Annotated in this window: 16 protein-coding genes; 6 read left to right on the forward strand and 10 right to left on the reverse strand. The window is 65.0% G+C overall.

The features are described from left to right. Positions 1–299: 299 nt before the first annotated feature. Positions 300–443, reverse strand: coding sequence for a hypothetical protein (locus tag DPM33_RS31475; RefSeq protein ID WP_167449278.1), 144 nt, complete (start codon positions 441–443; stop codon positions 300–302). 376 nt (positions 444–819) lie between these two features. Next, positions 820–1602 (reverse strand): class I SAM-dependent methyltransferase, encoded by a 783-nt coding sequence (locus tag DPM33_RS31480; protein ID WP_112101330.1) that lies wholly within the window; start codon positions 1600–1602, stop codon positions 820–822. Positions 1603–1809: 207 nt separating this feature from the next. On the opposite strand from DPM33_RS31480, the gene DPM33_RS31485 reads away from it, so the two are divergent. Both DPM33_RS31485 and DPM33_RS31490 read left to right on the forward strand, forming a co-directional pair. Then, positions 1810–1995: a hypothetical protein gene (locus DPM33_RS31485; protein WP_112101262.1), complete on the forward strand. Its 186-nt coding sequence runs from the start codon at positions 1810–1812 to the stop codon at positions 1993–1995. Positions 1996–2491: 496 nt separating this feature from the next. Next, complete coding sequence (locus tag DPM33_RS31490; RefSeq protein WP_112101263.1) at positions 2492–2845, forward strand: cupin domain-containing protein; 354 nt, start codon at positions 2492–2494, stop codon at positions 2843–2845. A gap of 266 nt (positions 2846–3111) precedes the next feature. Here DPM33_RS31490 and DPM33_RS37670 read toward each other — a convergent pair whose 3' ends face one another. From DPM33_RS37670 to DPM33_RS31520, 5 genes are all read right to left on the reverse strand, one after another. Continuing rightward, positions 3112–4203: an SGNH hydrolase domain-containing protein gene (locus DPM33_RS37670; protein ID WP_146770354.1), complete on the reverse strand. Its 1092-nt coding sequence runs from the start codon at positions 4201–4203 to the stop codon at positions 3112–3114. Next, on the reverse strand, positions 4122–5207 hold the full coding sequence (locus DPM33_RS37675) for an acyltransferase family protein (RefSeq protein ID WP_112101265.1): 1086 nt from the start codon (positions 5205–5207) through the stop codon (positions 4122–4124). The genes DPM33_RS37670 and DPM33_RS37675 overlap by 82 nt, the downstream gene beginning before the upstream one ends. Before the next feature lie 363 nt (positions 5208–5570). Continuing rightward, the gene (locus tag DPM33_RS31510) at positions 5571–5786 is read right to left on the reverse strand and encodes an alkylphosphonate utilization protein (RefSeq protein ID WP_112101267.1); all 216 of its coding nucleotides are present in this window, start codon (positions 5784–5786) and stop codon (positions 5571–5573) included. Between the two features lie 69 nt (positions 5787–5855). Beyond that, positions 5856–6365, reverse strand: a complete 510-nt coding sequence (locus DPM33_RS31515; protein WP_425373605.1) for a RidA family protein — start codon at positions 6363–6365, stop codon at positions 5856–5858. Between the two features lie 253 nt (positions 6366–6618). Next, complete coding sequence (locus DPM33_RS31520) at positions 6619–6840, reverse strand: hypothetical protein (RefSeq protein WP_112101269.1); 222 nt, start codon at positions 6838–6840, stop codon at positions 6619–6621. A 218-nt stretch (positions 6841–7058) separates the two neighbouring features. On the opposite strand from DPM33_RS31520, the gene DPM33_RS31525 reads away from it, so the two are divergent. Both DPM33_RS31525 and DPM33_RS36460 read left to right on the forward strand, forming a co-directional pair. After that, the gene (locus DPM33_RS31525) at positions 7059–7991 is read left to right on the forward strand and encodes a hypothetical protein (protein ID WP_112101270.1); all 933 of its coding nucleotides are present in this window, start codon (positions 7059–7061) and stop codon (positions 7989–7991) included. Positions 7992–8041: 50 nt separating this feature from the next. Further along, positions 8042–8257: a hypothetical protein gene (locus DPM33_RS36460; RefSeq protein ID WP_167449279.1), complete on the forward strand. Its 216-nt coding sequence runs from the start codon at positions 8042–8044 to the stop codon at positions 8255–8257. Between the two features lie 86 nt (positions 8258–8343). Here the strand turns inward: DPM33_RS36460 and DPM33_RS31535 are convergent, their stop codons facing one another. Then, positions 8344–8691 carry a hypothetical protein gene (locus DPM33_RS31535; RefSeq protein WP_112101272.1) on the reverse strand — a complete coding sequence of 116 codons (348 nt, stop codon included), beginning with the start codon at positions 8689–8691 and terminating at the stop codon, positions 8344–8346. Between the two features lie 852 nt (positions 8692–9543). Here DPM33_RS31535 and DPM33_RS37550 point away from each other — a divergent pair. Continuing rightward, positions 9544–9666, forward strand: coding sequence for a hypothetical protein (locus DPM33_RS37550; RefSeq protein WP_263497842.1), 123 nt, complete (start codon positions 9544–9546; stop codon positions 9664–9666). Positions 9667–9706: 40 nt separating this feature from the next. On the opposite strand, the gene DPM33_RS35990 is transcribed toward DPM33_RS37550, so the two are convergent. Further along, a complete protein-coding gene (locus DPM33_RS35990) occupies positions 9707–9910 on the reverse strand; it encodes a hypothetical protein (RefSeq protein ID WP_146770356.1) in 204 nt (67 codons plus the stop codon). 203 nt (positions 9911–10113) lie between these two features. After that, complete coding sequence (locus tag DPM33_RS31540) at positions 10114–11013, reverse strand: LysR family transcriptional regulator (protein ID WP_112101331.1); 900 nt, start codon at positions 11011–11013, stop codon at positions 10114–10116. Positions 11014–11148: 135 nt separating this feature from the next. On the opposite strand from DPM33_RS31540, the gene DPM33_RS31545 reads away from it, so the two are divergent. Then, positions 11149–12615: an MFS transporter gene (locus DPM33_RS31545; RefSeq protein WP_245442557.1), complete on the forward strand. Its 1467-nt coding sequence runs from the start codon at positions 11149–11151 to the stop codon at positions 12613–12615. Positions 12616–12656: the final 41 nt, after the last annotated feature.

The raw sequence follows: 12656 nt of genomic DNA on the forward strand, positions 1-12656 counted from the left end.
AGGGTGGGGTGGGCAGGACGCCGGCCACGGCAATTTCGCCGCATATTCAAGATAGCTAAAATACAGGCCGGCGACATGGCGCGATCACGTAGGCCGTCGGATCGGTCGTCGCCGTTGTGAATCCTCGTGATTGTTGCCGCCAAGCTACAGCGCTTCAGTCGAGATTATATTAGGAGTCTCTTGTGCGGGGTTCCTGGGTCGGGCGGACCATCTGGGAAAGGGGCGCACAGATCGGCCCGTCGGCTTCGGCCGGCGGGCTTTTTCATGGGCCGCCCAGCCCATGTGCCGCTCGGCGCCGGCTATATGTCGTAGCGGGGAACCAGCTTCGGCGACCGCAGTTCCTGGGCCATTTTCGCCGCCTGGAAGATGGTCATGAGAATGTAGGTCGTTTCGCCTTCGGTCGAGTTTATGGCCAGGACCACCCGGCCGATCTCGTCACTCATGGCGCAAGACCAGTCTTTGACCGCTATCGTCCGTTTGCCCGCCATGCGCCCCTGCCTTTCGCCTCGGTGCGAAGTTATTCGGCGTGATGAAGACCGGCAATTTGGACCGAATGCCCGATCGCAATAGGCCTAACGTCGCTGCCCCTGCCTCGCCAGCAAGCAGGTTGCGCGGTGAATTCCACCGAACGGCAAAGTCAAGAAAGGCGGCTTTCTTGGCGGCCCGGCCGGCAGCGGGGTAGGCCACAGGCCGGGCCTGACCGGCGGGGCACGACTAGATACTCACGGGCACCGGCTGACCAATTTATATGAGAGATTGCTAAAACGACCGCCATCCGAACGAATGACGCGGGGCTCCGACCCAATTTTCCGATAGCGATCACCCTCGAGGTTGGGGCCGAACCGGTTTGCTGGCAACAAAGATGAAGTGCTGGGCCATCCGGGAAGGAACGCCAAGCGCCTTGCAGCACCGTTCAGTGGGCTCGAGCAATGTCGCGCACAGGCTCGGTGCGAACCGGCCCGGTCTGGGCAGAAAGCCGTACGAGATGACTTTCTCGACGACGAACCCAGCCTCGGTAAGAAACTCGCGCATGCCGTCGATGCTCAATGTGTTATAGACCGTCCGTCCGAGGGCCCTGTTGAGCAACCTGGATGCCAATCCAGTCGGTGAACTTGCATTGACGTGAATGTTGCAAACCATGCGGCCGCCCTCGGCAAGATGGCCGCGTATGGCAGAGAGCGCATCCCGCCGTAGACTGTCTTCGGCGTTCAGAAAGAAGCGGAATGCCGTGACGACGTCAAAGGTGTCTCGCAAAGGCTTTTTGGTGATGTCTCTCAGCAAAAGGTTCGCGTTTCCAACCGGCACGGCCGAGGTGAGCATCGATTTGGATACATCGACGCCGACGACCTCGTCGAAAAATCCGGCAGCCACGTTAGTTATCCGACCGGTGCCGCAAGCAAAGTCGAGGCATTTGCGACCCTCGCCGCCGAGCGAAGCGAGGATATCTTCAACGATCGGCCTCTCGATCTTTTCCCAAAGAGCGGCATAGTAACCGGATTGATAGGTCTGGTTGTAGTTTGCACCGTAGCCCCGCTTGGCGTGGCTCAACCGGTAGTCGGATGGCACCTCGCGTGGTTGCGAGGCGGATAGTTCCGAGATCATGCCCGAGGCGGCGGCGTGCTTCCGCATATCAGTGTCTGCCCGCGATTTGCCCCGGAATCCATGTCTGATTAGCGTGGCTCCCGGAAGTCCACATCCCCCGAATGCAGGATAAGACGGCGCGGAGCCCGGGCTGGACACCTTGTTCCCGAGCCTTGGAACATTAGAGCCCGTCAAGTGTTTCTTGCCGCAAGGTGGAGGATCGCCCCCATGGCAAGCACTCAGACTGACGTTGCCGAGACCGCGCCCAAGCAGGACAGCTTCGACGAGACTGTGTTGCGCAATCTCACCGACGAGCAGCTTTATGAAATGGCCAACGATCTCCTGGCCGCACAGGCCGTCATGCGCGATGTCGAGGCGGAATGGTATGGCCGTCGGCGACCTCGTCCTCAGTGACCGGGCGACAGGACGGGCTGCACCAACAGCAGTCATAACAGGCAGCGTGCAAGCCAATGCAACGTCACGCGCCGCTCAGACCGGGCGGCCGCGACGCGACCCATGGCGGTGCTGGAGTGTTGCTGGTGCGCTACAGCCTATCGCCCGCGGCAGCTGTAAGGTTCCACATGCGGACCTTGGAACCTTGAAAGGGGGCACTTTTGAAGAAGATCTATGAGAAGCCTGTTCTGGCCAGGCGCGAAAAGCTGAGCGACATCACCGCCAGGCCACCATCTTCCGTTCTAACCTGAGCTAGCCGGAAAACTGAAGGCCCGCCATCCGGCGGGCTTTTTGATTCCAAGGCGGCGGATGTGAAGCCCGCAGGATCTTTAGCCGCCCGGCAAAGCCGAAGGCATGCGTCGCCGCATCACCTCCCGTTGTCGCATCGCCGCGTGCAACGCATGCCGTCATCGGCTATGCCGTCGCCAGCCAATACCGGCAAACCCAGGAGCCCTCCATGACCAGACCCACCATCCTCAAATTCGGCGCCGTCGAGCATGCCGATGGCGGCGACCTGCCGGGCTGGGTCGCCGTCGAGGGCCACCCGACCATGCAGACCGCCGTGCAGCACACCACCGAGGACGGCAAGGTGATGTCCGGCACCTGGCGCGCCTCGCCCGGCACCTACCACGCCACCTACACCGACTATGAATTCGTCCACATGATCGCCGGCCGCATCGTCATCACGCCCGACGGCGGCGAGCCGGTCGAGGTCGGCCCCGGCGACGCCTTCGTGGTCGAGGCGGACTTCAAGGGCACCTGGAAGATCCTTGAGCCGGTGACCAAGCATTTTGTGGTTGCGGTGGGGTGAGGGTCGGATGATCTTCCCTCTCGAGGGGGAAATGTCGCCGAAAAGGCGACAGAGGGGGTCGCCGCGCGTGAAGCGCCGACGCCCCTCCGGTCGTCATACTCGGGCTTGACCCGAGTATCCATGCCGTGACTCTTGCCGTAGGGTGCAGCGGTGCCGAATTCTGCAACCGCCGCAACGCCTTAGCGTAACGGCATGGATTCTAGGGTCTGCGCGCGTCGCTGCGCTCCTTGCTCCGCCCTAGAATGACGAAGGAGTGGGCGTCGCCCCTACTGCCCCACCTTCGAAATCACCCTTTTCTCCACCTCCGGCTCCAGCGATTGCGCGAACGGCGTCGCCATATGGTGCTGGTCGCGGAAGGCGAGCTTGCCGTCGATGAAGACGTGGCAAATGGTGGCGCTGCAGAAGCGGTCGGTGAGGTCGACATAGGCGGCGTTGGGGATGCTGTCGACGATGTCGCGTTCCACCGCCGCCATGGCGTCGTTGGCGGCATAGGCGCGCGTCTGGTCGCAGCGCGAGGGCGTTTCGTCCCGCCACAGCGCCCGCGCCACGCAGGTGTCGACATTGGCGTTGTTGAACGGCACGTCACGGATGAAGGCCACTTTGAGGCCGGCCTTGCTGAGGCTGGTGAGGGTGGAGCGCAGGCCGGCCCGCCAGTCGGCGTCCTGGCTTTGCGTATCGCCGCCGCGGCCCGCCATCTTTCGCCCGCTGGTCAGCGCCAGCTCCGAGATGACCACCAGCGCCGGCTTCGCCTGAATGATCTCGTTGATCGCCTGCTCGCGCCAGCGATCGCATTCGGCGTAGGGGCGCTTGAGATCGGACGACCAGACGCTGATGCGCGAGGCGCGGCAGGAGTTCTTCAGCCAGGTCACCACCCGGTAGCCGTTCTTGCGGCCGGCCTCGATCAGCGGCGTCGACCAATGGTCGGCGTGGGAGTCACCGAAGAGAGCGATGACGCGCCGGCCATCGCCGAACGCGCAAGGCTTCGGCGTCACCGTCTCGTAGTCCTGCACGCAGCCCGGCTTGGCGCGCGCCGTGGACGGTTCGGCGGCGCTGGCGGCGATGATACGCTGTTCCGGATCGAGATCGTGCACGGCGAGCCTGGCATTGCCATAGGCGGCTGCGACGCCGGTGCCGGTCAGGAGGAGGGCCGGCACCAGCGCCCGCGCCGCATTGGCCATCAGCCAGCCGTTGCGGCGGATCGGGTTCTCGATGACATGGTAGCTGAAGGTGGAAAGCACCAGCGTCAGTGCCAGGCAGTAGAGCCGCTCGGCAGCCGTCAACTCCGGCGCCAGCATGCCGGCATAGACGATTCCGGCCAGTGCCAGAGATAGATCGAATAGGAGAGCTTGCCGATCCATTGCAAAGGCGACAGCGCCAGGGCGGCGTTCACCCAATTCCGTTCGGAATTGGGTGAACGAGGAGTGCCGACCCTGGCGCCGGCCGCTCCCGCCTTGAGCAGAAGGACCGTGCCGGCGACAGGCAGAAGCGCCAGAAAGCCGGGGAAGGGAGCGTCCTCGCTGAAGGTGAGATAAGCGACCCCGATCATCGTCAAGCCGGTCAGGCTCAACGCCCGCCCCAGCAGCGGACGCTCCTGCAACAGCCGCGCCGGCATCATCGATGCGAGGCCGCCGGCGGCAAATTCCCATGCGCGCAGCGGCGAAAAATAGAAGGCCCAGGGCTGCGATACGCTCGTCAGCCAGGCGCAGAGGATGAAGGAAACGAGGCCGACGGCGCCGATCGCGACGATGATGGCGCGCTTGCCGGGTTGCAGAGCAATTCCAGGAAAAGTGCGCAGCGGTTTTCCGTCCGGAATTGCGTCAAAATGAAAAGCTGGAGCGGTTCGCCGTTTCCGTGAAACGGTGAAACGCTCTAGCCACGCAGCCAGCATCAGGAGCGCCGGCCAGGCGAGATAGAACTGCTCCTCGACCGACAGCGACCAGTAGTGGATGAACGGGTTCGATGTGGCGTCATTGGCGAAATAGTCGAACGACCAGCGGATCAGCCACAGGTTGATCATATAGGCCGGGGCGAACATCGCGCCCTTGGAATAGAGCGCCTGCTCCTCCGGCGACAGGATGACCGCGCCGGCGGCAAGCGTCGCGGCGATGACGAACAGCGCCACCGGCAACAGCCTGCGCGCGCGCCGGGCGTAGAAGCGCAACAGGTCGAGCCGGCCGGTGTCGGAAATCTCGGCGACGAGGTGGCGGGTGATCAGATAGCCCGAGATCACGAAGAAGACGTCGACCCCGGCAAAGCCGCCGGGCAGCGCCGTCAGGCCGAAATGGTAGGCGACGACGCCCGCCACGGCCAGCGCCCGCAATCCTTCGATATCGGGCCGGAAATCCTGCGCTGATGCTGACACGAATACGAACCTCTTGACTGTTCGTTCGTATCCCGCCTGCGGCAAAGCCTCGGCCCTGGGCGTCGATATCGCAATGCAACAAATCTAACGCAGCGCAACATAAGGGGAGGTGGCGAGGGCGCACGGCAGCGCCGGAACTGCCGATCTCCCCCCTTGTGGGGGAGATGCCCGGCAGGGCAGAGGGGGGCGCTGTCCCGCCAGCCTGTCAGTTCTTGGGTTCCTCGCCCCTGCCAGAGGCTGGGGAGAGGTGGCCGCGAAGCGGACGGAGAGGGGGTTTCGTAAGGCATTCCCCTCTCCGTCTCGGCTTTGCCGAGCCACCTCTCCCCACTTCGTGCCCACTATGTGGGGCGAGGAACACCGTTATCACGCCTTCTTCAGGAACTCCGTCTTCAGCACCAGGCCCTTCACCTGCTTGGTGCTGCATTCGATCTCGCCGGGATTGCCGTTGAGGCGGATGTTCTTCACCAGCGTGCCGCGCTTGATCGTCTCGGACGTGCCCTTGACCTTGAGGTCCTTGATCAGGGTCACGGAGTCGCCATCCTTCAGCGGCGTGCCGTTGCTGTCTCTTACGTCTGTCATGGTGGATCTTTCATCGGTTGGATGGCTGTGCGCCCGCCTATCGCGCCGCCGATAAGCTGGTCAAGCCAATCACCTCTCGATCGTCACTTCCGCCTCGATCTCGACCGGGAAATTCAAGGGCAGGGCGGCGACGCCGATGGCCGTGCGCGCATGGCGCCCGATCTCCGACCCGAAGACCTCGAGGATGAGTTCCGAAAAGCCATTCATCACCGCCGGCGTCTCGGTGAAGCGCATTGCCGAATTGACCATGCCGTGCACGCGGCACCAGCCGGTGATGCGGTCGAGGCTGCCGAGTTCGCGTTTCAGGCTGCCGAGCATCGACAGCCCGACCTTGCGGGCCGAGGCTCGCGCCTGGTCGAGCGACACGCTCTCGCCCACGGCGCCGAACGGACCGGCGAGCGAGCCGTCCGGCTCCTGCGGCCCGTGGCCGGAGATGTAGGCGCGGTCGCCGCGCACATTGACCCAGGGAAAGGGCAGAACCATGCCCGGCGCAAGTTTCAAGGGCGGCGGCAGCACGATGCCGAGCGCGGCAAGCTTTTCGTCGGCACCCGGCATGGCGCGGTTTCCCCTCGACGCCATTTCAGCGCCGTGTCCGAGCTTTCCGGTTCGCCGTCCATTCGTCAAGGATGACGTGGGCCTAAGTTCGCTGGGCCCAAAAAGCCTGAACCCGCGCGGGCCGCAGCTTTGCGATCCGCGCGGGCGGGTGCCAGCTGCCGCCGGCACGCCAAGCCCCCGACCCTCAGGCTGGCCGGATGGCTCTGGTCCGGCCTCTGCGGGCCGTTTCCGTTTCCTCGCCGACCCGATGCGCCACCGGGGAACGCGGTCTCCCGCGCTAGAAATGGATCCACAGCGCCGGCGGATAGGCCTGGCCCGGTTCGCCTTGCGGCGTCGTCTTGACGCCGGCGGGCGCAATGCCGCCGGTGCTCGTCTGGTCGAGCGGTGGCCGGCATTTCTCGGCGCTGGTTCTTGTCTCGGTCGCCAGGTTTTTGGTCTTGGCTTCGGCGGCTTGCGACAGCGCAAGCGCTACGAGAAGCACGGATAGAACGACTTTCATGACACTCCCCTGCACCCACCCCGAGGCGAGCCTAGCGCTGGTCGCCCGGTCGCAAAGACGACGCGCGTGGAATATTCTGGAAATCTTTGGAATTCCTGTAATATTAGGAAGTGGAAATCAGCGAGGCCGAACGGCTGGGTCAATCTTCAGGGCATCTCGGCGAATCCCGCCGATCGCCGTGACGCCCTGGCGGCGAAAGGCAGTGAGGTGCTCGCGGCATGGCGCAGCATATCGCGCAGAAACTGAGGCTGACGTCGGCCGTGCTCGGAACGGTGACCCGCAAGGAGCTCGCGGCGGCGTTCCGCGCCATCAACCCGAAGACGACGTTCGATCTCGGCCGCGCCGACAAATGGCTGCAGGGCCGCGCGCAGCCGCGCCAGGTCAGCGTCTATGACGACTGGGCGAGGCTGCTCGGGCTGGAACAGCCCGGTGCCTGGGTCGCCGAGAGCGAGCTGCCGGCCTTTACCGCCACGATCGCTGCCCGGCACGGCATCGACAGCGCCGAACTGGAGCGTCGCGCCGGCATGCAGTTCGACGCTTCCGCGCATGACGAGCGCGGTGTCGGCTCCGGGCTAGTCGGGTCCTACGCCTGTTATTCGCGCGCCTGGTCGCCCTATTATCGCGGCCAGATGATCAAGGGCCGCCTGTCGATCGAGGCGGGGCCGGGCGCGCATGGGCTGACGGCAACCTACAACGAGATTTTACCGACGGGCCACCTGCAGCTCGTCGGCCCGGTGATGCCGGCAAAGCGCGGCCTCTACCTGCATCTCAAGGATGTCGGCGGCGACACGCAGTTCTTCCTTTGCCTGTTTCCGCAGACGCAGCCGGTCAGCGCGCTCGGCGGCTATATGTGCGGCTCCGCCGTCATCGGCCCCGAAGCCCAGCCCTCGTTGACCAGGATTCTGCTGGTGCGGCTGCGCGATGCGTCACCCGGCACCGGAACATGGGGCGGATACATGCCGGCCGGCGGCTCGATCGCCGCCGACCTGGCGAGCCTCGGCGTAGCCCTGGAGCATCCGGAAGCGGTCGACCGGCAACTCGACGGGTTCCTCGACGCCGACAGCGGCGACAGCGCCATCCAGATCCCGCCTGCCGACTTCCGCGCCATCCTCGACGTGTTCGACCGCCACTGGCTGCGGCACGCCGGCTAAGCCGGGGCCAAGACGGTGACGCCGGATGTTGCCGGCGCGCCACAACCCGCATGCGTTCGGTTGTGGTCGGTCCTCATTGCACGTCGATCACGCAAATGTTCTTTGACGGCAACCTCTTCGCGCTGCGTGTTGCGGGCGCGAAACTGGGCAAAGGGGTTACCTATGAAGAAGACTTACGAGAAGCCGGTGCTGTCGAAGCGCCAGAAGCTATCGAGCGTCGTCGCGAGCGCCTCGATCCTCAAGCCGTGACATCGGCGCGCGGGTAAAATTGGCTGGCGCGCCTATCGGCTCGCCGGCCAATTCTTTCGGCCGTGTCTTCGCCGAGTTCATGTCGCCAGATTTCGGCAGCGGGTCAGCTTGAAACAATCGAACGCGCAACTTCGGCAGCTCGGTCCAATAGGATTCTGTCCCGGCCCTGTCCTATCTCGCGTCGATACTCTGCGAGGAACCAGATCTTTACGTCCTCCGGAGAAGCTCCGGCGGCGCGCTGCATTTCAAATTGGACCACGATTTTTGCATCGATAAGCACGACGTATTCGTCATCATATTGGTCCGGTATGTCTCTCATCAGATGGAAGACAGTGCCGCTCAATCCGAGTGAGGATACGGCCTCAATCAGGGTTAAGTCGCGGGCGGATTCGTCAGGCTTCAGCCTCAGGGGTTCAACATCGTAACGATCTCTGAGGTATTTGGCCGACATCGGTTAGCCCTGTCTTTTTTGGCGCCGCGCTTGTCCGGCTCCGGCGCGCAACGGGGTCCATCTTCTCGCAACGATCTTGCGTCGACCATAGAGGTTGCAACAAGCAAGGAAGTTTTCTTGACGCGGCGGACGCCGGGCATATCTTACTGTCCCATCTTTCGTCGTCGACCGGGTCGAGACAGCCGATGAAGAAGTCGTACTGCAAACCGACGCTTGCCAGGCGTGACAGGCTTTCCGCGGTGACGGCCGCCGTGCCGTCTTCCGGCTTTTCTTTCTGATATTCCGGGAAAGCTGAGATCGAAGAACGCCTCGGCGCCTTCGGGCGGTTTCAAGCAGGCGATCTTAGAGATGGAAGCCGGCCCGGCCAGGAGCGGGCGGTACACACGCAGGTGCCCGCCCGTCCGGCGCCGCCGCCAAGCTGCTGAAACCCCGTCCGTCCCCAACAGCAACGGTCATGGCGTGACCAGTGATTGCGCAGTGCCATTGGCGCCGTGTCCTGTCAACGCCGCCGGCCGGCGGCCGGCAAGCGCTTTTTGGCCGTCTTTTCGGGCCGAAAGCGACCTTTTTCGTCACGCCCAAGCCGCGGCGCAAGACCGCGAAATGGCGGATTTCCGGGCTTTTCAGGCAGCCTGCGGGCTTCGCCGGGGATATATGCTTATCCGCTTGAATAGGCTGATTTTTCGCCGGTCGAGGCCTTGCCACAACCCCGACTTTTTTTGGGGGTAATTCGGCAGTGCAGCATTGGTGCCCGGCTGCGGTCTTCGAGGGCATCCGATAACCTTTGTAAGACGTTTCATGATGTGCTCGGGAAAGACGTGGTACAATGCCGTGCATCCAACGGGGGAAGTTGCGATGGCCAATCGGTTGTTCGAGGTTCTCGCCAGACGGCGGTCATGGCTGGATCGGGTCGCATTGGGCCTGCTTGTCTTCCTGGCGACACTGGTCGCCGCGCTGATGGGCGGCGCCAGCACTTAGGCTGTTCCGGGGAAGGCGCTGAACCAGGAAGCGGGCAGGGCTAATCCTGCAGCACCGAGGGCGCGCCGTAGCCGCGCAGGCCGGTTCCGTTGCAGGCCTGGCAGGGAACCCGTTGTCCAGGGCAATTGTCGTGCAGCGTGCCCGGCGGACAGCATGTGCCGTTGGAGAGAGTCCATTTCTCGCAGACGAACACCTTGCCCGCGCCCTGGCACAAAGGGCAGGCAAATCTCCTGAAATCGCTCAATCCGCCTCCCGCCTCCTTCCCAAGCGCCCAGCAACGTCCAAGGCCGGCTTCGGGTTCCGCGCGAGGAACGTTGGCTCAATCGGTATAATTAGCCGTATCTAATGTTCCGGCAATATGACTTTCGTCATGGCCTCGGCGGCGAGGGCGGAGGTTGGCGAGATGGTCAGCGGTTCCTCTCGCGGCATCCTTGCCCACCGGAAAGGTCAGGCGCTGCGCCCGCCACACACGTCCCGCACCAGCCCGCGCAGCCAGCGATGCGCCGGGTCGGCGTCGAGCCTCGGATGCCACAGAAGCGAGATCGTCAGCGCGGCGAGCTTCACCGGCGGCGCGAAGCTGAACAGGCCGTCGCGTAGCGTGCCGGTATAGCGCTCCGGCACGGTGGCGATGAGGTCCGATCCGCGCGCCAGCGCCAGCGCCTCGGCGAAGCCGCCGACCACGGTGGCGATCGTCCGCGTCAGTCCGGCGAGTTCCAGCGCGTCATCCACCGGGCCGCGATCGAGGCCACGTCGCGAGATCAGTATATGGCGGCCGGCAGCGAAGCGTGCGGCGCTGATCTTGCCTTCGCTCAAGGGATGGCCGGCGCGCACGACGCCGACGAAGCGGTCGCGGAACAGCGCCTGCGCGCGGACCTCCGGCCCGGTCGAGCCGCCGACAACGCCGGTCTCCAGATCGACCGCGCCCTCGCGCATCGGGCCGCTGTCCTTGTCGGGCTTGGGCACGAAGCGCAACTGCACGCCCGGCGCTTCCTTAGCCACGCGGGCCAGCAGCGCCGGGCCGAAATTCTCGACGAAGCCGTCGCTATTGCGCAAGGTGAAGCTGCGGGTGAGCCGAGCCAGATCGAGCCGCTCGGCGGGCCGCAGCACCGCTTCAGCTTCCTTCACCAGCCGGCCGACCTCGGCGCCGAGCTCGATGGCGCGCGGTGTCGGCATCAGGCCGCGCCCGGCGCGCACCAGCAGCGGATCGCCGGTCGCCTCGCGCAGCCGCGCCAGCGCCCGGCTCATCGCCGAGGGGCTGAGCTTCAGGCGCCGCGCCGCTTTGGCGACGCTGCCTTCGGCAAGCAGCACGTCCAGCGTGACGAGCAGGTTGAGATCGGGTCGCGACATAAGCGCAACCATAGCATGGCTGTCGCTCGATGACATGGCGTTTGATGCACTGATGAAGTGCAAATGCTGCGCATTCCGCCATATCAGCCGCGCGCCTATCTTCCCCGCGAAATTCAAATCGATGGAGAAGACATCATGGCCGACATTGCCGAAACCCGCGCCGCGCCCGTGCGCCATTCGACGGCGGGCGCGCTGGCCAGCCTCTCGCTCGCCATGCTGATTTCCTCGCTCGGCACCAGCATCGCCAATGTCGCGCTGCCGACGCTGAGCCTGGCCTTCGCCGCCTCCTTCCCGGCGGTGCAATGGGTAGTGCTCGCCTATCTGCTCGCCATCACCGCGCTGATCGTCAGCGTCGGGCGCCTCGGCGATCTCGTCGGCCGCCGGCTGCTGCTGATCGCCGGCCTCGCGCTGTTCAGCGCCGCGTCGTTTGCCGCGGCACTGGCGCCGTCGCTGGCGCTGCTGATCGCCGCGCGCGCCGTACAAGGCCTGGGCGCGGCGGTGATGATGGCGCTGACGATCGCCTTCGTCGGCGAGACGGTGCCGAAGGAGCGCACCGGCAGCGCCATGGGCCTGCTCGGCACCATGTCGGCAATCGGCACCGCGCTCGGGCCTTCGCTCGGCGGCGTGCTGATCGCCGCTGTCGGCTGGCGCTCGATCTTCCTCGTCAACGCCGCGCTCGGCGTCGTCGCGGTGGCCGCCGCCTGGCGTTTTCTGCCGGCGGGCGACGCTACGGGTGCCGCACGCAAGCCGGGCGCCGCCGGTGGAGAGGCGAGAGGAGGCTTCGACATGCTGGGCACGCTGCTGCTCGCCGCCACGCTTGCCGCCTATGCGCTGGCCATGACCATCGGGCGCGGCCATTTCGGTGGCTTGAACCTGGCGCTGCTCGCCGTCGCAGTGGCCGGCGCGGCGCTGTTCGTCGTCGCCGAGGCCAGGGTGGCGTCGCCGCTGGTCAAGGTCACGCTGTTGCGCGACGCGGTGCTGGCGCCGAGCCTTGCCATGAACGCGCTGGTCTCGACGGTGATGATGGCGACGCTGGTGGTCGGCCCGTTCTTCCTGTCGCGCGCGCTGGGCTTGAGCGAAGCTGAGACCGGCGCCGTGCTGTCGATCGGCCCCGTGGTCTCAGCCTTCTGCGGCGTCCTTGCCGGGCGCGTCGTCGACCGCCTCGGCGCCGCCGCGATGGTCATCGCCGGCCTGGTGCTGATGGCCGCCGGATGCGCCGCGCTGGCCTGGCTGCCGGGCGTCTTCGGCGTCGCCGGCTACGCGGCGGCGATCGTCCTGCTCACGCCCGGCTACCAGCTCTTCCAGGCCGCCAACAACACCGCCGTCATGGCCGATGTCGACAGCAGCGAACGCGGCGTGGTGTCGGGCATGCTTAGCCTCTCGCGCAATCTCGGCCTCGTCACCGGCACGGCGGTGATGGGCGCGGTGTTCGCCTTCGCGGTGGGCACCAAGGATATCGCGGCGGCGGCACCGGCATCTGTCGCGCACGGAATGGGATTGACCTTTGCGGTGGCGGCGGGGCTGGTCGTGGCTGCGATGGTGATTGCGTTGTTGGCGATTGGAGGAAGCGTCATCACTAACAAATGCAAGTGCCAGGGCTGAGAAGTGTGGGCATTGTCACTCAGGCCAATGCACGGCTGGTC

The organism is Mesorhizobium hawassense (genome assembly GCF_003289945.1).
Taxonomy (GTDB): Bacteria; Pseudomonadota; Alphaproteobacteria; order Rhizobiales; family Rhizobiaceae; genus Mesorhizobium; species Mesorhizobium hawassense.

Excerpts from the sequence above, each read along its gene's own strand:
- DPM33_RS31525 (WP_112101270.1), top strand. The coding sequence starts at position 7,059 with ATGGCGCAGCATATCGCGCAGAAACTGAGGCTGACGTCGGCCGTGCTC.
- DPM33_RS31520 (WP_112101269.1), bottom strand. The coding sequence starts at position 6,840 with ATGAAAGTCGTTCTATCCGTGCTTCTCGTAGCGCTTGCGCTGTCGCAA.
- DPM33_RS31515 (WP_425373605.1), bottom strand. The coding sequence starts at position 6,365 with ATGGCGTCGAGGGGAAACCGCGCCATGCCGGGTGCCGACGAAAAGCTT.
- DPM33_RS31510 (WP_112101267.1), bottom strand. The coding sequence starts at position 5,786 with ATGACAGACGTAAGAGACAGCAACGGCACGCCGCTGAAGGATGGCGAC.
- DPM33_RS31535 (WP_112101272.1), bottom strand. The coding sequence starts at position 8,691 with ATGTCGGCCAAATACCTCAGAGATCGTTACGATGTTGAACCCCTGAGG.
- DPM33_RS31480 (WP_112101330.1), bottom strand. The coding sequence starts at position 1,602 with ATGATCTCGGAACTATCCGCCTCGCAACCACGCGAGGTGCCATCCGAC.
- DPM33_RS37670 (WP_146770354.1), bottom strand. The coding sequence starts at position 4,203 with ATGGATCGGCAAGCTCTCCTATTCGATCTATCTCTGGCACTGGCCGGA.
- DPM33_RS37550 (WP_263497842.1), top strand. The coding sequence starts at position 9,544 with ATGGCCAATCGGTTGTTCGAGGTTCTCGCCAGACGGCGGTCATGGCTG.
- DPM33_RS31475 (WP_167449278.1), bottom strand. The coding sequence starts at position 443 with ATGAGTGACGAGATCGGCCGGGTGGTCCTGGCCATAAACTCGACCGAA.
- DPM33_RS36460 (WP_167449279.1), top strand. The coding sequence starts at position 8,042 with ATGCGTTCGGTTGTGGTCGGTCCTCATTGCACGTCGATCACGCAAATG.
- DPM33_RS31485 (WP_112101262.1), top strand. The coding sequence starts at position 1,810 with ATGGCAAGCACTCAGACTGACGTTGCCGAGACCGCGCCCAAGCAGGAC.
- DPM33_RS31490 (WP_112101263.1), top strand. The coding sequence starts at position 2,492 with ATGACCAGACCCACCATCCTCAAATTCGGCGCCGTCGAGCATGCCGAT.
- DPM33_RS31545 (WP_245442557.1), top strand. The coding sequence starts at position 11,149 with ATGGCCGACATTGCCGAAACCCGCGCCGCGCCCGTGCGCCATTCGACG.
- DPM33_RS31540 (WP_112101331.1), bottom strand. The coding sequence starts at position 11,013 with ATGTCGCGACCCGATCTCAACCTGCTCGTCACGCTGGACGTGCTGCTT.